General features: G+C 71.1%; 15 protein-coding genes. 4 read left to right on the forward strand and 11 right to left on the reverse strand.

From position 1 onward, the window contains the following. The first annotated feature begins 97 nt into the window (after positions 1–97). Positions 98–1,252, forward strand: a complete 1,155-nt coding sequence (locus tag EAO77_RS16825; protein WP_147988766.1) for a glycerate kinase — start codon at positions 98–100, stop codon at positions 1,250–1,252. 162 nt (positions 1,253–1,414) lie between these two features. Here EAO77_RS16825 and pssA read toward each other — a convergent pair whose 3' ends face one another. The 9 genes from pssA to EAO77_RS16870 all read right to left on the reverse strand — a co-directional run bounded on the left by pssA (position 1,415) and on the right by EAO77_RS16870 (position 12,326). Beyond that, positions 1,415–2,269 carry a CDP-diacylglycerol--serine O-phosphatidyltransferase gene (gene pssA / locus EAO77_RS16830; protein WP_147989183.1) on the reverse strand — a complete coding sequence of 285 codons (855 nt, stop codon included), beginning with the start codon at positions 2,267–2,269 and terminating at the stop codon, positions 1,415–1,417. Then, positions 2,262–2,918 (reverse strand): phosphatidylserine decarboxylase, encoded by a 657-nt coding sequence (locus EAO77_RS16835; RefSeq protein ID WP_147988767.1) that lies wholly within the window; start codon positions 2,916–2,918, stop codon positions 2,262–2,264. The genes pssA and EAO77_RS16835 overlap by 8 nt, the downstream gene beginning before the upstream one ends. Positions 2,919–3,087: 169 nt before the next feature. After that, positions 3,088–4,293, reverse strand: coding sequence for an acyl-CoA dehydrogenase family protein (locus EAO77_RS16840; protein WP_147988768.1), 1,206 nt, complete (start codon positions 4,291–4,293; stop codon positions 3,088–3,090). A gap of 2 nt (positions 4,294–4,295) precedes the next feature. Continuing rightward, positions 4,296–4,808: a MaoC family dehydratase gene (locus tag EAO77_RS16845; RefSeq protein ID WP_147988769.1), complete on the reverse strand. Its 513-nt coding sequence runs from the start codon at positions 4,806–4,808 to the stop codon at positions 4,296–4,298. A gap of 3 nt (positions 4,809–4,811) precedes the next feature. Beyond that, the gene (locus tag EAO77_RS16850; protein WP_147988770.1) at positions 4,812–5,786 is read right to left on the reverse strand and encodes an HpcH/HpaI aldolase/citrate lyase family protein; all 975 of its coding nucleotides are present in this window, start codon (positions 5,784–5,786) and stop codon (positions 4,812–4,814) included. After that, positions 5,783–7,804, reverse strand: a complete 2,022-nt coding sequence (locus EAO77_RS16855) for a protein meaA (protein WP_147988771.1) — start codon at positions 7,802–7,804, stop codon at positions 5,783–5,785. The genes EAO77_RS16850 and EAO77_RS16855 overlap by 4 nt, the downstream gene beginning before the upstream one ends. Positions 7,805–7,820: 16 nt before the next feature. Next, positions 7,821–9,158, reverse strand: coding sequence for a crotonyl-CoA carboxylase/reductase (ccrA, locus tag EAO77_RS16860; RefSeq protein ID WP_147988772.1), 1,338 nt, complete (start codon positions 9,156–9,158; stop codon positions 7,821–7,823). Between the two features lie 437 nt (positions 9,159–9,595). Continuing rightward, positions 9,596–10,447, reverse strand: coding sequence for a TetR family transcriptional regulator (locus EAO77_RS16865; protein WP_187283233.1), 852 nt, complete (start codon positions 10,445–10,447; stop codon positions 9,596–9,598). A gap of 97 nt (positions 10,448–10,544) precedes the next feature. Then, entirely contained in the window at positions 10,545–12,326 is a 1,782-nt protein-coding gene (locus EAO77_RS16870) for a 3-hydroxyacyl-CoA dehydrogenase family protein (RefSeq protein WP_147988774.1), read from the reverse strand. A gap of 388 nt (positions 12,327–12,714) precedes the next feature. On the opposite strand from EAO77_RS16870, the gene EAO77_RS16875 reads away from it, so the two are divergent. Continuing rightward, positions 12,715–13,305: a HEAT repeat domain-containing protein gene (locus tag EAO77_RS16875; RefSeq protein WP_147988775.1), complete on the forward strand. Its 591-nt coding sequence runs from the start codon at positions 12,715–12,717 to the stop codon at positions 13,303–13,305. A 31-nt stretch (positions 13,306–13,336) separates the two neighbouring features. Continuing rightward, a complete protein-coding gene (locus EAO77_RS16880) occupies positions 13,337–13,888 on the forward strand; it encodes a hypothetical protein (RefSeq protein ID WP_147988776.1) in 552 nt (183 codons plus the stop codon). A 79-nt stretch (positions 13,889–13,967) separates the two neighbouring features. Here the strand turns inward: EAO77_RS16880 and EAO77_RS16885 are convergent, their stop codons facing one another. Together EAO77_RS16885 and EAO77_RS16890 are read right to left on the reverse strand one after the other, a co-directional pair. Beyond that, positions 13,968–14,462 (reverse strand): GNAT family N-acetyltransferase, encoded by a 495-nt coding sequence (locus tag EAO77_RS16885; protein WP_261993938.1) that lies wholly within the window; start codon positions 14,460–14,462, stop codon positions 13,968–13,970. Between the two features lie 97 nt (positions 14,463–14,559). Next, complete coding sequence (locus EAO77_RS16890) at positions 14,560–15,597, reverse strand: Rv2578c family radical SAM protein (protein WP_147988778.1); 1,038 nt, start codon at positions 15,595–15,597, stop codon at positions 14,560–14,562. 146 nt (positions 15,598–15,743) lie between these two features. On the opposite strand from EAO77_RS16890, the gene EAO77_RS16895 reads away from it, so the two are divergent. Then, entirely contained in the window at positions 15,744–16,190 is a 447-nt protein-coding gene (locus EAO77_RS16895) for an SRPBCC family protein (RefSeq protein ID WP_147988779.1), read from the forward strand. Positions 16,191–16,503 lie beyond the last annotated feature (313 nt).

The raw sequence follows: 16,503 nt of genomic DNA on the forward strand, positions 1-16,503 counted from the left end.
GGCGTATCGCTGGGCGAGAGGGGGGTGGCCGGTGGCCTGAGCTGCGGATAGGGTCGGGGCGGCGCGACTGCCTGTTCGATGAGCAAGGGATACCAGAGTGACGGACGGAGCAGTTTCTCGGTCGGCGCGTGTTCTCGTGGCGGCCGACAAGTTCAAGGGCTCGCTGACGGCCGTGCAGGTCGCCCAGCGGGTGACCGCCGGACTCCGGCAGGTCGTTCCCGGCCTGGAGGTCGAGACGCTGCCGGTGGCCGACGGCGGCGACGGCACCGTCGCCGCGGCCGTCGCCGCGGGCTTCGAGCGGCGTGAGGTCCGGGTGGCCGGTCCGCTCGGCGACCCGGTCACCGCCGCGTACGCCCTGCGCGACGGCACGGCCGTGGTGGAGATGGCGGAGGCCTCCGGTCTCCAGCACCTGCCGCGGGACACCTTCGCGCCGCTGACGGCCACCACGTACGGCTCCGGCGAGCTGCTGCGGGCCGCGCTCGACGCCGGGGCGACCACGATCGTCTTCGGGGTCGGCGGCAGTGCGACCACCGACGGCGGCGCGGGCATGCTGGAGGCCCTCGGGGCCCGTTTCCTCGACGCCGACGGCAAGCCGGTGGCGCGCGGCGGCGGGGGACTGGCCGGTCTGGCGACGGCGGACCTCTCCGGGCTGGACGGCCGCTTCGCCGGCGTCGACCTGGTCCTCGCCAGCGACGTGGACAATCCGCTGACGGGGCCCAAGGGCGCCCCCGCGGTGTACGGGCCGCAGAAGGGCGCCACCCCCGACGACGTCGCCGCCCTCGACGCGGCGCTCGCCCACTACGCGCAGGTCCTCCACAGCGTGATCGGCCCGTCGGCTGCCGAGTGCGCCGAGGCCCCCGGCGCCGGCGCGGCGGGCGGCATCGGCTACGGGGCGCTGGTCGCCCTCGGCGCCCGCTTCCGGCCGGGGATCGAGGTCATGCTCGACGTGCTCGGCTTCGAGGCCGCCCTGGAGAAGGCGACCCTCGTGATCACCGGGGAGGGTTCCCTGGACGAGCAGACCCTGCACGGCAAGGCCCCCGCCGGTGTCGCGGCCGCCGCCAGGGCCCGGGGCGTCGAGGTCGTCGCCGTCTGCGGCCGTCTCGCGCTGCCGGCCGAGGCGCTGGGCCGCGCCGGTATCCGCCGCGCCTACGCGCTGGCGTCCCTCGAACCGGACCCGGCGGTCTCGATGGCCGAGGCCGGCCCGCTGCTGGAGCGCGTGTCGGCGGACATCGCCCGGGACTTCCTGGCCTGACCCCGGCGCCTGGTGCGACAGCCCGAAGGGCCCCCGACGTCCTCGTCGGGGGCCCTTCGGGCTGTGGGCGGGCGGTGCGCACGCGCCCACGGACGAGGGCCCCGGACACCGTGCCGGTGTCCGGGGCCCTCGCCGGGTGTCCGGGGGGACGCCCCGCGGCCGTTACGGCAGCTGGGCGGCCCGCGCCTCGCGGTTCTCGCGCCGGTTGTCCCGGAAGGTGTTCACACGGCGGGCGGTCGCGAAGAGGGGGATCGTCGCCGCCATCACGATCTGGAGTGCGCAGCCCATCTGCAGGAGCACCTCGCCGCCGGGCGCGTCGAACGCCCAGGCCGCCAGCATGCCCATCGCCGCCACGATCCAGCCGAGCATCGCCACCGCGAGGACGCCCCGCGGCTTCGGGTACTCGACCCGGCTGACCATCAGCCACGCCGTGCCGATGATCGCCAGCAGGGTCGGGATGAACGGCAGCTCCAGCAGCACGATCGAGACGACCGTGAGCGCTCCGAAGGGGCTCGGCATGCCCTGGAACATGCCGTCCTTCACGGACACGCACGAGAACCGCGCAAGCCGCAGCACCACCGCCAGCAGCACCACGATCGCGGCCACGGCCGAGACCCGCTGGTGGGCGTCGTCCGCGACCATGCCGTAGACCAGCACGAAGTACGCGGGGGCCAGCCCGAAGCTGATCAGGTCGGAGAGGTTGTCCAGCTCCGCGCCCATCGGCGAGGACCGCAGCTTGCGGGCCACGAGTCCGTCGCAGAGGTCGAAGATCGCGGCCAGCAGCATCAGGATGACGGCGGTCGCGGCGCTGTGCCGCGCCATGCCCGTCTCCTGGCTGCCCTGGAGGTGCGGGATGAGGATTCCGGTGGTGGTGAAGTACACCGCCATGAATCCGCACGTCGCGTTGCCCAGGGTGAGGGTGTCCGCTATCGACAGCCTCAGACTGAGCGGCATCTCCTCCGCGTCGTCGTCCTCGTCGTCGGCCCAGTTCGACGCCTGTGTGTCGGGATCAATCACGGTCAATGCGAGTCACCCCCGCGGTCGTGGTCTGTCCGACCTCGACGGCGACGTCCACACCCTCCGGGAGGTAGATGTCGACTCGCGAGCCGAAGCGGATCAGACCGATGCGCTCACCCTGCTCGACCTTGGTGCCCTGAGGGATGTAGGGCACGATGCGCCGCGCGACCGCGCCGGCGATCTGCACCATCTCGATGTCGCCGAGTTCGGTGTCGAAGTGCCAGACAACGCGCTCGTTGTTCTCGCTCTCCTTGTTGAACGCGGGGACGAAGCCACCGGGCACGTGCTCGACGGACGTGACGGTGCCGGCCAGCGGCGCGCGGTTCACGTGGACGTTGAGCGGGCTCATGAAGATCGCGACCCGGGTGCGTCCGTCCTTCCACGGCATGATGCTCTGCACCACCCCGTCGGCGGGCGAGACGACCCGGCCCTGAGCGATCTCGCGCTCGGGGTCGCGGAAGAACCACAGCATGCCCGCAGCGAGTGCGGTGGCGGGCACGGCCACGGTCGCGGCCCGCCGCGAACGGCGGGAGCGGGCCAGGCTGAGGGCAGCGGTGGCGACGGTCGGCAGGAGCCACGGCGATGCTCCGCGAGCGATACGCACGCCACGGAGGCTGTCGCGATGTGCAGAGGTTTGGCTGTGGGGCATGGATGACCTTCGTAGCGGATGATGCCGCGCTGGCAACGGGGGACGGCGGCTTTCCGTCGATGTTATCGGTTACGACCCGCAACTGGGAAAGCCAGAAGCCGAGTCGACGGCCGGAAGATGATGACAGGGTGTGATCATCTTCCGGCCGTAACCGGCCTAAAAGCGACAATCACCCCTGCGACCGGTACTCCTCGAGCAGCCGACGGCCAATGATCATTTTCTGGATTTCGGCGGTACCTTCGCCGATCAGCAGCATCGGAGCCTCACGGTAGAGGCGCTCGATCTCGTACTCCTTGGAGAAGCCGTAGCCGCCGTGGATGCGGAAGGCGTCCTCGACGACTTCCTTGCAGTACTCGGAGGCGAGGTACTTCGCCATCCCTGCCTCCAGGTCGTTTCGCTCCCCGGAGTCCTTTTTGCGTGCCGCGTTCACCATCATCGCATGGGCGGCCTCGACCTTGGTGGCCATCTCGGCCAACTTGAACTGAATCGCCTGGTGCGCGGCGATCGGCTTGCCGAAAGTATGACGTTGCTGGGCATAGGAGACACCCAGTTCGAAAGCACGCTGCGCGACACCGCAGCCACGTGCCGCGACGTTGACCCGGCCGACCTCCACGCCGTCCATCATTTGGTAAAACCCTCGGCCGGTGACCCCGCCGAGCACCCGATTCGCCGGAATGCGCAGTCCGTCCATGATGAGCTCGGTCGTGTCGACGCCCTTGTAGCCCATCTTGTCGATCTTCCCCGGAATGGTCAGGCCCGGGCGGACCTCACCGAAGCCCGGCTCCTTCTCGACGAGGAAGGTCGTCATCGACTTGTGGGGCGCGGTGCCCTCGGGGTGTCCTTCGTCACTCCGGCACAGCACGGCCACCAGAGTCGACGTGCCGCCGTTCGTCAGCCACATCTTCTGGCCGTTCAGGACGTACTCGTCGCCGTCCTTGACGCCCTTGGAGGTGATGGCCGACACGTCCGAGCCGAGCGCCGGCTCCGACATCGAGAACGCGCCACGCACCTCGCCCAGCGCCATCCGGGGCAGGAAGGTGTCCTTCTGCTCCTGGGTGCCGTGCTGCTTGAGCATGTACGCCACGATGAAGTGCGTGTTGATGATGCCCGAGACGGACATCCAGCCGCGGGCGATCTCCTCCACGCACAGCGCGTATGTGAGAAGGGACTCACCCAGGCCGCCGTACTCCTCCGGGATCATCAGCCCGAACAGGCCGAGCTCCTTGAGACCGTCGACGATCTCCTGGGGGTACTCGTCCTTGTGCTCCAGCTCCGTCGCGACCGGGATGATCTCCTTGTCGACGAAGTCCCGGACGGTGGAGAGGATCTCCTGCTGGACATCGGTCAGACCTGCGGTCTGGGCGAGTCGGGCCATGACTACTTCTCCTGCGACTTGAGTTCCGGGCGGCCCGGCTGCTCGCCGCCGCGCTCCTTGATGTACGTCTCGGTCGGGACCATCACCTTGCGCCGGAAGACGCAGACGAGGGTGCCGTCCTGCTTGTAGCCCTTGGTCTCGACGTGGACGATGCCGCGGTCGTTCTTCGACTTCGACGGGGTCTTGTCGAGGACCGTGGTCTCGCCGTAGATCGTGTCGCCGTGGAAGGTCGGCGCCACGTGGCGCAGCGACTCGATCTCCAGGTTGGCGATGGCCTTTCCGGAGACGTCCGGCACGGACATGCCGAGCAGCAGCGAGTAGATGTAGTTGCCCACCACGACGTTCCTGCCGAAGTCCGTGGTGTTCTCCGCATAGTTGACGTCCATGTGGAGGGGGTGGTGGTTCATCGTCAGGAGACAGAAGAGATGGTCGTCGTACTCCGTGACCGTCTTCCCGGGCCAGTGCTTGTAGACCGCGCCGACCTCGAACTCCTCGTAGGTGCGTCCGAACTGCATGGCTCAGGCCTCCGGGATCTCGAACGCGGTGGTGCGCTTCATGCCCGCGGCGCGCCCCTTGCCGGAGATGACCAGGGCCATCTTGCGGCTGGCCTCGTCGATCATCTCGTCGCCGAGCATGGCCGAGCCCTTCTTGCCGCCGGCCTCGGACGTGTAGTAGTCGTACGCGTCCAGGATCAGCTCGGCGTGGTCGTAGTCCTCCTGGGAGGGCGAGAAGATCTCGTTCGACGCGTCCACCTGGCCGGGGTGCAGCACCCACTTGCCGTCGAAGCCGAGCGCCGCGGCGCGCTGCGCGACCTCGCGGTAGCCGTCGACGTTGCGGATCTGGAGGTAGGGGCCGTCGATCGCCTGGAGGTTGTTGGCGCGGGCGGCCATCAGGATCTTCATCAGGATGTAGTGGTAGGCGTCGGCGGGGTAGCCGGGCGGCTGCTCGCCGACGACCAGGGACTTCATGTTGATGGAGGCCATGAAGTCGGCCGGGCCGAAGATGATGGTCTCCACACGCGGCGAGGCCTGCGCGATGGCGTTCACGTTGTTGAGGCCCTGGGCGTTCTCGATCTGCGCCTCGATGCCGATCTTCCCCAGCTCGAGGCCCATCGTCTTCTCGATCTGGGTGAGCAGCAGGTCGAGCGCGACGACCTGCTCGGCGGTCTGCACCTTCGGCAGCATGATGCAGTCGAGGTTCTGCCCGGCGCCCTCGACGACGGTGACGACGTCGCGGTAGGTCCACTCGGTGGTCCAGTCGTTGACGCGGACCACCCGCGTCTTGCCCGTCCAGTCGCCCTCGTTGAGGAACTTGACGATGGTGTGCCGGGCGTCCGGCTTGGCGAGCGGGGCGCAGGCGTCCTCCAGGTCGAGGAAGACCTGGTCGGCCGGCAGGCCCTGGGCCTTCTCCAGGAACCGCGGGTTCGACCCGGGCACCGCCAGGCAGGAACGGCGCGGCCGGAGACGGTTGACCGGGTGCACGGGCGTGCTCATGCGGGGACCTCCGTACTTTCAAGGGGGCTGAGCTTGTTGGCTTGACGGATCACGTCGACGATACGGCCGATGATCTCCGTGATGCCGAAGTCCTTCGGGGTGAAGACGGCGGCCACTCCCGCTTCCTTCAGCTGGGCGGCGTCCGCGTTCGGGATGATGCCGCCCACGATCACCGGGATGTCCGGGGCGCCCGCGTCGCGCAGCCGCTCCAGCACGTCGGGCACCAGCTCCGCATGGGAGCCGGAAAGGATCGACAGGCCCACGCAGTGGACGTCCTCCGCGAGGGCGGCGGAGACGATCTGCTCCGGGGTGAGCCGGATGCCCTGGTAGACGACCTCGAACCCGGCGTCGCGCGCCCGCACGGCGATCTGCTCGGCCCCGTTGGAGTGCCCGTCGAGGCCGGGCTTGCCGACCAGCAGGCGCAGCCGGCCGGCGCCGAGCTCGTCGGCGGTGCGCGCCACCTTCCCGCGGACGACCGCGAGCGGTGTGCCCGCCTCCGCGGTGACCGCCACCGGGGCGCTGCTGACGCCCGTCGGCGCACGGAACTCGCCGAAGACGTCACGCAGCGCCCAGGCCCACTCGCCGGTGGTGACGCCCGCACGCGCACACTCGACGGTGGCCGCCATCAGGTTCTCGGTGCCCGCCGCGGCCTTCTTCAGGGCCGCGAGGGACTCGGCCGCGCGGGCCTCGTCCCGGGCCGCGCGCCACTCGTGCAGCTTGGCCACGACCCGGGCCTCGTTCGCCGGGTCGACGGTCATGATGGCCGTGTCGAGGTCGGCGGTGAGCGGGTTCTCCTCCGTCGTCTCGAAGATGTTGACGCCGACGATCTTCTCGTCGCCCGCCTCGATCCGCGCCCGCCGCTCGGCGTGCGAGGAGACCAGCTGCGACTTGAGGTAGCCGGACTCGACGGCGGCCATCGCGCCGCCCATCTCCTGGATCCGCCCGATCTCGGCGAGGCACTCGTCGACGAGGGCGCCGACCTTGGCCTCGATCACGTGCGAGCCCGCGAAGATGTCCTCGTACTCCAGCAGGTCGCTCTCGTGCGCCAGCACCTGCTGGATGCGCAGCGACCACTGCTGGTCCCAGGGCCGGGGCAGGCCCAGCGCCTCGTTCCAGGCGGGCAGCTGCACGGCGCGGGCGCGGGCGTCCTTGGAGAGGGTGACGGCGAGCATCTCCAGCACGATGCGCTGGACGTTGTTCTCCGGCTGGGCCTCGGTGAGGCCGAGCGAGTTGACCTGGACGCCGTAGCGGAAGCGGCGCTGCTTCTCGTTCTCGACGCCGTAGCGCTCGCGGGTGACCTGGTCCCAGATGCGGCCGAAGGCGCGCATCTTGCACATCTCCTCGACGAAGCGGACGCCCGCGTTCACGAAGAACGAGATCCGGGCCACCACGTCGCCGAACTTCTCGGCCGGCACCTGGCCGGAGTCGCGTACGGCGTCGAGCACCGCGATCGCGGTGGACATCGCGTACGCGATCTCCTGCACGGGCGTGGCCCCGGCCTCCTGCAGGTGGTAGCTGCAGATGTTGATCGGGTTCCACTTCGGGATCCGGGCCACCGTGTACGTGATCATGTCGGTGGTCAGGCGCAGCGAAGGACCGGGCGGGAAGACGTGCGTCCCGCGCGACAGGTACTCCTTGACGATGTCGTTCTGGGTGGTGCCCTGGAGCCTGGTGACGTCCGCACCCTGTTCCTCGGCGACCACCTGGTACAGCGCCAGCAGCCACATGGCCGTCGCGTTGATGGTCATCGAGGTGTTCATCTGCTCCAGGGGGATGTCCTGGAACAGCCGGCGCATGTCGCCCAGATGGGAGACCGGCACGCCGACCCGGCCGACCTCGCCGCGGGCGAGGACGTGGTCGGGGTCGTATCCGGTCTGCGTCGGCAGGTCGAAGGCGACCGACAGACCCGTCTGGCCCTTGGCGAGGTTGCGCCGGTACAGCTCGTTGGACGCCTCGGCGGTCGAGTGACCGGCGTACGTCCGCATGAGCCAGGGCCGGTCCTTCTTGCGCTCAGTCATGGACGGACCTCAGCCCTCAGACGTTCCGGAAGCGGTTGATCGCGTCGAGGTGCTTCGCGCGCATCTCCGGGTCCTTGACGCCGAGACCCTCCTCGGGGGCGAGGGCGAGCACGCCGACCTTGCCCTGGTGGAGGTTGCGGTGCACGTCGTACGCGGCCTGGCCGGTGTCCTCCAGGGAGTAGACCTTGGACAGCGTCGGGTGGATCTTGCCCTTGGCGATGAGGCGGTTGGCCTCCCACGCCTCGCGGTAGTTGGCGAAGTGCGAGCCGATGATCCGCTTGAGCGACATCCACAGGTACCGGTTGTCGTACTCGTGCATGTAGCCCGAGGTGGAGGCGCAGGTGGTGATCGTGCCGCCCTTGCGGGTGACGTACACGCTGGCGCCGAAGGTCTCGCGGCCGGGGTGCTCGAAGACGATGTCGATGTCCTCGCCGCCGGTGAACTCGCGGATGCGCTTGCCGAAGCGCTTCCACTCCTTCGGGTCCTGGGTGCGCTCGTCCTTCCAGAACTTGTAGCCCTCGGCGCTGCGGTCGATGATCGCCTCGGCGCCCATCGAGCGGCAGATGTCCGCCTTCTGCTCGCTGGAGACGACGCAGATCGGGTTGGCGCCGCCCGCGAGCGCGAACTGCGTGGCGTAGGAGCCGAGTCCGCCGCTCGCGCCCCAGATGAGCACGTTGTCGCCCTGCTTCATGCCGGCGCCGTTGCGGGAGACCAGCTGCCGGTAGGCGGTGGAGTTGACCAGGCCGGGGGCGGCGGCCTCCTCCCAGCTGAGGTGCCGCGGCTTCGGCATCAGCTGGTTGGACTTGACGAGCGCGATCTCGGCCAGGCCGCCGAAGTTGGTCTCGAAGCCCCAGATGCGCTGCTCGGGGTCGAGCATCGTGTCGTTGTGGCCGTCCGAGGACTCCAGCTCGACCGACAGACAGTGCGCGACGACCTCGTCGCCCGGGTTCCAGGCGTTGACGCCGGGACCGGTGCGCAGGACGACGCCCGCGAGGTCGGAGCCGATGACGTGGTACGGGAGGTCGTGGCGCTTGGTGAGCTCGGACAGCCGTCCGTAGCGCTCCAGGAAGCCGAAGGTGGACAGCGGCTCGAAGATCGAGGTCCACACGGAGTTGTAGTTGACCGAGCTGGCCATGACGGCCACCAGGGCCTCGCCCGGGCCGAGCTCCGGCACCGGCACGTCGTCCAGGTGGATCGACTTGCGGGGGTCCTTCTCCCGGGTCTCGAGGCCGGCGAACATCTCCGTCTCGTCCTTGTGCACGGTGATCGCGCGGTAGGACTCGGGGAGCTTCAGAGCGGCGAAGTCGGCGGACGTGCTGTCCGGCGACTGGATCGCGTCCAGGATTTCCTTCACGGTGTTGCCTCCGGCGGGAAGCGTCCTGCGGGGACGCTGAGGGGTACGTCGGGGTGGTGCTCGATGTGGAGGTGTGCCGTCGGTTCGGCGGATGGAGCTGCTTCTGCGGCGCCTGTGGGCGCGACGGGAGGTGCCTGTGACGCAGGCGTCCGGGCGGAGCGGCCGGGGGCTGCTGGGACAGCCGGCGTACGAGTGTGCTCTGCACGCCGGCCGCCCGGACTCCTTCAACGTATGGCACGCCGTGCCAGGTGGCAAGACACTCCGTGCCAAGAATTTCTCTCAGATGCAATCCACTGGACACATATGAGCGATGATCGATCGAATCGGGTCGCAAAAATGGCGAAGACCGCCCGGATCGGGCGGTCTTCGCCTGTCACTCGCCCGGTGTCCCGGGGCGGGTGGTCGCCGTGCGGCGGCCGGAAGGGCGCCGGGGCCGCTCAGGCCTCCTTGAGGGCCTTCTCGATCGTGCGCATGACCTCGCTCAGCGGCGCGTCCGTCCGGGCCACCGCCACCAGGACCTCGCCCTCGGCCCGTGCGGCGACCGGCGCGTCCACGACCGCCGCGGTGGTGTGCCCGGCCTTGCGGCCCGCCCCTATGCCGCTGCCGAAGGTGTCCCGCACGATGGCGAAGGCGTGGTCCAGCTGCGCCTCCACGTCGCCCTGCCCGCCGCCCCGCAGCCAGCGCCGCAGCACATGGTTGTGCGCCGTGACCACCGCGGAGGCGGCCACCTCGGCCAGCAGGGGGTCGTCGTTGCCGTCGTGGTGGTCCCGCTCGTCGAAGTGGCCCAGGAGGTAGCGCGTGAACAGGCGCTCGTAGCGGGCCACCGAGGCGATCTCGCGCTCGCGCAGCGTCGGCACCTCACGGGTCAGCCGGTAGCGCTCGACGGAGACGGAGGGGGCGGACGCGTACATCCGCATGACCTCCTTGATGCCGCGGCACACCGTGTCCAGGGGGTGCTCGTGCGGCGGCGCCGCGTTCAGCACCGCCTCCGCCCGGACCAGGGTGTCGTCGTGGTCCGGGAAGATCGCCTCCTCCTTGGAACGGAAGTGGCGGAAGAAGGTGCGCCGTGCCACCCCGGCCGCGGCGGCGATCTCGTCGACCGTCGTCGCCTCGTACCCCTTGGTGGCGAACAACTCCATGGCCGCAGCGGCCAGTTCACGGCGCATCTTCAGGCGCTGGGCGGCGGCTTTCGAACCCGCGGCGCTCTCCGTGGCATCGGGGACGGAACCGGCGCGAAGGGGGCGTCGGGACGGATCGGCAGGCTGCGGCATGACTTGAACGTACTCCATGCCGGCGTCCGTGTGCGCCCGCGGGTCGCACCCCTCGTCCGCCGGGGAAGGGGACGGGCCGCCCGGACCGAGCAGCCCGCCCCACCCCGCCGAGGCATCAGCGGCGGGCATATTCGCGGAAGCCGCGACCCGTCTTGCGGCCGAGGCAGCCCGCCGCCACCAGGTGCTCCAGCAGCGGGGCCGGGGCGAGCCCCGGGTCGCGGAACTCGCGGTGCAGCACCTTCTCGATGGCCAGCGAGACGTCGAGGCCGACCACGTCGAGCAGTTCGAACGGCCCCATCGGGTACCCGCCGCCCAGCTTCATGGCGGCGTCGATGTCGTCGAGGGTCGCGTAGTGCTCCTCGACCATCTTGATCGCGTTGTTGAGGTACGGGAAGAGCAGCGCGTTCACGATGAAACCGGCACGGTCGCCGCAGTCCACCGGGTGCTTGCGGATCTTCTCGGTGACCTCGCGGACGGTCGCGTGCACGTCGTCGGACGTCAGCACCGTGCGGACGATCTCCACCAGCTTCATCGCGGGCGCCGGGTTGAAGAAGTGCATGCCGATCACGTCCTCGGGACGCGAGGTGGCACGGGCGCAGGCGACGACCGGCAGCGAGGACGTCGTGGTGGCCAGCACCGCGCCGGCCTTGCAGACCTTGTCCAGGGTGCGGAACAGCTGCTGCTTGATCTCCAGGTCCTCGGCGACGGCCTCCACGGCCAGGTCGACATCGGCGAAGGAGTCCAGCGAACCGGCCGGCGTGATCCGGGCCAGCGTGGCGTCGCACGCCTCCTGGGTCATCCTGCCCTTGCTGACCGAGCGGCCCAGCGACGTCGTGATCCGGGCCTTGGCGTTCTCCGCCTTCTCCTGGCTGCGGGCCGCCAGGACCACGTCGTAGCCCGCCTTGGCGAAGACCTCCGCGATGCCGCTGGCCATGGTGCCCGAACCGGCCACGCCGACCGAGGAGACGGCACGCCCGCCCGCGGCGCCGGCGGCCGGCCGGGGCGTCAGCGCGTCGGCCACCACTTCGGTGGAGCCGGGCTCCGCGTAGGTGTAGAAGCCGCGGCCCGCCTTCCGGCCGGTCAGCCCCGCCTCGCTGAGCTGGCCCAGGATCGGCGCGGGGGCGTGCAGCCGGTCGTGGGAGGCGGCGTACATGGCCTCCAGGACCGTGCGGGCGGTGTCGATGCCGATCAGGTCGAGCAGCGCGAGCGGTCCCATCGGCAGGCCGCAGCCCAGCCGCATCGCCGCGTCGATGTCCTCGCGGGACGCGTAGCGGGACTCGTACATCGCCGCGGCCTGGTTCAGGTAGCCGAACAGCAGGCCGTCCGCGACGAATCCCGGCCGGTCGCCGACCGCGACCGGCTCCTTGCCCAGGTCTCGGGCGAGCGCGGTGACGGTCTCGACCGCCGGCGGCGAGGTCAGCACCGAGGAGACCACCTCGACCAGCTTCATCGCAGGCGCCGGGTTGAAGAAGTGCAGGCCCAGCACGCGCTCCGGGTGCTGGGACTCGGCCGCCAGGCGGGTCACCGACAGGGCGTTGGTGCCGGTGGCGAGGATCGTGTCGGGGCGGACGATCGCGTCCAGGTCGCGGAAGACCTGCTGCTTGATCTCGTAGGACTCGGGCACGACCTCGATGACGAGATCGGCGTCGGCGGCGGCCTGGAGGTCGGCGAAGGTGCGGAACCGGGCGAGCGTCGTGCGGCGCTCCTCCTCGGTGAGCCGGCCGCGCTCCACGGCGCGGGCGGTGGACGCCTCCAGGGCGGAGGTGGCACGGCGGGCCGCGGCCTCGCTGACGTCGATGCCGACGACCTCGCGGCCGGCGCGGGCGAGCACCTCGGCGATGCCGGCGCCCATGGTGCCGAGACCGACGACGGCGATGGTGTGCAGAGGGGTGTCCATCACGGGACTCCAGGGATGAGTGACGACTGATGAGGGAGCGCGGACGGTGCCGGACGGGCGTGAGGACGCCGGGCGGGCGGGGGTCGCGCGACGATGCGCTCGCAAGACCGCCACGGGTCCCGCCGCGAGGGCGGCACCCAGGGGTTCGCATGGGGCATTCACAAGGGCGACGGACGCTGTCCCACGTCTCGTCGTACTGCACGGCGCAACGGCCGAACCGACTGCTCCCGCGGGCGGCTGCGTCACCAGGCCGCCGCGGAACGCGGGGGGTACCCGCTCACCTGAGACTAACCGGCGAGTAACGAGCGCGCCAGCCCCCGTGCGGTGCGCGCCGCTGTGATCTGGATCCCGCCCCGAAACGGTGCGCACCGCCGATACCCTGACAACCATGGACGAGGAGTTACGGTCGCTCGCACACCGTCTGCGCCGCGAGTCCGGCGGCGGCGCCGCCTTCGAGCGGCTGCTCGTCACCGCCGACCGCGACGAACTCGCCGCAGAGCTCACCGCGCGCGAACGCCCCCTGTGGGCCCGGGAGATCGCCGCCTACCGGCTCGGCTGCGCCGGTGACGGCCGCGCCTTCGAGTCCCTGGTGCTGCTCCTCAACCACCGCGACCCCGACCGCTGCGTCGGCGCCGCGCACGCGCTGTACGAGCTCGGGGACGCGCGCACGCCGCGCGCCGCCGCCGCGCTCGCCACCAACGAACTGCGGGTCGCCTACGCCCTGGTGCCGGTCCGGCTGCTCATCCGGCTGCGCGCCCCCGAGTCGGCTCCCGCCCTGATCACCGTCCTCGGCCGCCGGCTCGTCCCCGGCGACCCGCACTGGCGCCTGGCCCTCGCCTGCGTGGAGGGCCTGGGCGCCCTCGGCGATCCCCGGGCCCGCGCGGTCCTCGCCTCCTCGGTGGCGCATCCGAGGCTCTCGGCGGCTGCGTCGGCCGCACTGGCCCGGCTGGACGCAAGGGCCTCCCCGCAAGGGAGTTGACGGGTGCGGCCCGGGCGCTCAGGGTTCGATCATGTTCAGATCAGGGGTGGGGTTCCTGGCGCTGTTCGGCGCCGGCTGGTGGTTCCTGGGGATCGGCGGGTTCGGCGCGACGGCGGGCGTGATCGGCGCCGTCGCGGGCTGTGCCGTGGCGGCGGCGCTGATGTACGCCGCGTGGCGACTGCTGCCGGTGTCGGCCGGGGGGCCGCTGCCGCCGGCGAAACGACGCCGCTTCGCCCAGGTGAACGGGGTGCAGTGGCTGCTGATCGCCGTCGTCGCGGTGGGCTGCGGGCGGGCGGGGGCGCCGGAGTTGATCCCGCCGCTGATCGCCCTGGTGGTGGGTCTGCACTTCGTACCGCTCGCCTCGGCCTTCGACCAGCCCCGGCTGCGGCTGCCGGCGGCACTGCTCTGCCTCGTCGGCGCCGCGGGACTGGTCCTCGCACTCACCGGTGGCTCGGCGGAGGGTGTGCGCGCGGTCGTCGGACTGGGCTCGGCGGTCTCCCTGTGGGTGACGGCGGTGCTGACCGTCCGCGCGGACCGCACGGCGCACACCACCGTCCCCGGGGCCGGGGCCGGGACCGGCTGAGCTTCTCCGGGCGCCGGGGTCTGCGCCGGCGAGCCGGGCCGGGCGCCCGTCGGCCGCCGGGCGGTGCGCCGCCGGCGGGTCAGGCCAGGCGGCGGGTGTAGCGGACCTCGGGGACGCGGGTGCCGTCCACCTCGAACGGTTCCTCCGTGCCGTCCGGGAGGAAGCCGGCGCGCTCGTAGAAGCGCCGGGCGCGGGCGTTCTCCTTGAGGACCCACAGCTCCATGCGGACGAAGCCCTTCGCGCGGGCGCGCCCGGTGACCTCGGCCATCAGGGCGTGCCCGACGCCGGACGATATCCGCTCCGGGAGCACGTAGATCGCGTACAGCTCGCACCCGTCGGCGGTCGCGTCCGGAGCGCGGGAGGGGCCGTAGCAGGCCCACCCGATCACGTCGCCGTGCTGCTCGGCGACGACGTTCACCGTGCCGGCGGTGCCCGCGAGACCCGCGTGCCGCCGGGGGGCGTCCGCCGCCGCGTCCATGAAGTCCAGATGCGACTGGGGCAGCAGGCCGGCGTACGCATGACGCCGCCCGCCGACGCGGATCGCGGCGACCGCCTCCCGGTCGCCGTCGGTCATGTCCCGCACCTTCACCGTCATCGCCCCGCGCCCCTCCCCTTCCGGTACCGGACGCCACACTGCCCGCCGGACTCCTCTCACGCTACGCAACGAGCCGTCAGAGCAGTGTCAGCTGGGTCGGCTCCGGGGCGGGAGGGGCCGCCGGCGCGGCGGGTTCCGGCAGGGCGCGGCGGTTGCGCGGCGAGGCGGGGCCGATGCCGTACTCGGCCGCCAGCTCGTGCACCTGGCGGGTGATGCGGCGCTGGTACCAGGTGGGGGCGTACGCGCCCTCGGCGTACATCCGCTCGTAGCGTTCCACCAGGTGCGGGTGGTGGGCGTGCAGCCAGGTCATGAACCACTCGCGGGCCCCGGGCCGCAGATGCAGCACGAGCGGGGTCACGGAGGTGGCGCCGGCGGCGGCGACGGCGCGGACGGTGGCGCGCAGCTGCTCCGGCCGGTCGCCGAGGAAGGGGATCACCGGGGCCATCAGCACCCCGCAGCCGATCCCGGCGTCGGTCAGGGCGCGGACGACGCCGAGCCGGCGTTCGGGGGAGGGCGTCCCGGGCTCCACGGTGCGCCAAAGCTCCGGGTCGGTGAAGCCGACGGACACCGAGACGCCGACGTCGGTGACGTCGGCGGCCTGCCGCAGCAGGTCGAGGTCGCGCAGGATCAGTGTGCCCTTGGTGAGCACCGAGAAGGGGTTGGCGTGGTCCCGCAGTGCCTGGAGGATGCCCGGCATGAGCCGGTAACGGCCCTCGGCCCGCTGGTAGCAGTCGACGTTGGTGCCCATCGCCACATGGGCGCCCTGCCAGCGGCGCGAGGCGAGCTGGCGGCGCAGCAGTTCCGGCGCGTTGACCTTCACCACGATCTGGGAGTCGAAGCCGAGCCCGGTGTCGAGGTCCAGATAGCTGTGGGTCCGGCGGGCGAAGCAGTACACACACGCGTGGGTGCAGCCCCGGTAGGGGTTGACCGTCCACTCGAACGGCATGCGCGACGCCCCGGGCACCCGGTTGAGGATGGAACGCGCCCGGACCTCGTGGAAGGTGATGCCCCGGAACTCCGGGGTGTCGAAGGTGCGGGTCGTCACCGCGGAGGTGCCGAAGAGGGCGGAGTCCCCGCTCGTCGCCGGGTCCTCGGCCAGATTGTCCCAGCGCATCGGGTGCCTCCTCGTCGCCGCTGCCCCGTGGTTCCCCTGAATAGAACACCTGTTCCCATGATCCATGCAAGCCGGATTTTGGGGGGCGGTGCCCGAGGTGGTTGGCTGGGCGCGTCCCGCTGGAGCGAGTGCTGGAGGAGTTAGGAATGGCGCAGGTCGAGGCCACGACGGAACGGATCATCCAGGCGGACGCCGAGACGGTGTTCGATGCCCTGGCCGACTACGAGGGCACCCGCGCGAAGATCCTGCCCGAGCACTTCAGCGAGTACGAGGTCCGCGAGGGAGGCGACGGCGAGGGCACCCTCGTCCACTGGAAGCTCCAGGCCACCAGCAAGCGCATCCGTGACTGCCTGCTGGAGGTCACCGAGCCCACCGACGGCGAACTCGTCGAGAAGGACCGCAACTCCTCGATGGTCACCACCTGGCGGGTCACCCCGGCGGGCGAGGGCGCCTCCCGCGCCGTCGTCACCACGGTGTGGAACGGCGCCGGCGGCGTCGGCGGCTTCTTCGAGCGGACCTTCGCCCCGAAGGGCCTCGCGCGGATCTACGACGCCCTGCTCGCCAACCTCGCCGGCCAGGTGGAGAAGGCGTAGGCATATGGATCGCCGGTCCGGTCCGCGGCGGCCCGCCCGCCGCCGCGGCTCACCGGATCGGGTGGTCTTCCCCGTGGTGCGAGCACGCGCCCCCCGCGCGCCGCACCACGGGAAAGCCCCTGATGAGCGCCCCAAGTGCGCCCCCGCGGGGCCCTGTTGCGGCGCCTGACGCCCTCCCGCCCGAGTTGCTCCGACTTCCTCCCCGATGCGAAGAATGACCCCGCGCAGGGCGACGAGGGGAGCAACACGTGGGCGGCATCACCCTGGTGAAGGACGGGCACGCTCCTTCGGCCGGCGACGTACCCGCCGGACC

It is taken from the genome of Streptomyces sp. T39, assembly GCF_008042045.1.
In the GTDB taxonomy this organism is placed as follows: Bacteria; Actinomycetota; Actinomycetes; order Streptomycetales; family Streptomycetaceae; genus Streptomyces.

What these genes read in the sequence shown, in the direction of transcription:
- EAO77_RS16835 (WP_147988767.1), bottom strand. Translation starts at nt 2,918, where the DNA reads ATGCCCCACAGCCAAACCTCTGCACATCGCGACAGCCTCCGTGGCGTG.
- EAO77_RS16840 (WP_147988768.1), bottom strand. Translation starts at nt 4,293, where the DNA reads ATGGCCCGACTCGCCCAGACCGCAGGTCTGACCGATGTCCAGCAGGAG.
- EAO77_RS16845 (WP_147988769.1), bottom strand. Translation starts at nt 4,808, where the DNA reads ATGCAGTTCGGACGCACCTACGAGGAGTTCGAGGTCGGCGCGGTCTAC.
- EAO77_RS16850 (WP_147988770.1), bottom strand. Translation starts at nt 5,786, where the DNA reads ATGAGCACGCCCGTGCACCCGGTCAACCGTCTCCGGCCGCGCCGTTCC.
- EAO77_RS16855 (WP_147988771.1), bottom strand. Translation starts at nt 7,804, where the DNA reads ATGACTGAGCGCAAGAAGGACCGGCCCTGGCTCATGCGGACGTACGCC.
- EAO77_RS16865 (WP_187283233.1), bottom strand. Translation starts at nt 10,447, where the DNA reads ATGGAGTACGTTCAAGTCATGCCGCAGCCTGCCGATCCGTCCCGACGC.
- EAO77_RS16870 (WP_147988774.1), bottom strand. Translation starts at nt 12,326, where the DNA reads ATGGACACCCCTCTGCACACCATCGCCGTCGTCGGTCTCGGCACCATG.
- EAO77_RS16875 (WP_147988775.1), top strand. Translation starts at nt 12,715, where the DNA reads ATGGACGAGGAGTTACGGTCGCTCGCACACCGTCTGCGCCGCGAGTCC.
- EAO77_RS16880 (WP_147988776.1), top strand. Translation starts at nt 13,337, where the DNA reads ATGTTCAGATCAGGGGTGGGGTTCCTGGCGCTGTTCGGCGCCGGCTGG.
- EAO77_RS16885 (WP_261993938.1), bottom strand. Translation starts at nt 14,462, where the DNA reads ATGACCGACGGCGACCGGGAGGCGGTCGCCGCGATCCGCGTCGGCGGG.
- EAO77_RS16890 (WP_147988778.1), bottom strand. Translation starts at nt 15,597, where the DNA reads ATGCGCTGGGACAATCTGGCCGAGGACCCGGCGACGAGCGGGGACTCC.
- EAO77_RS16895 (WP_147988779.1), top strand. Translation starts at nt 15,744, where the DNA reads ATGGCGCAGGTCGAGGCCACGACGGAACGGATCATCCAGGCGGACGCC.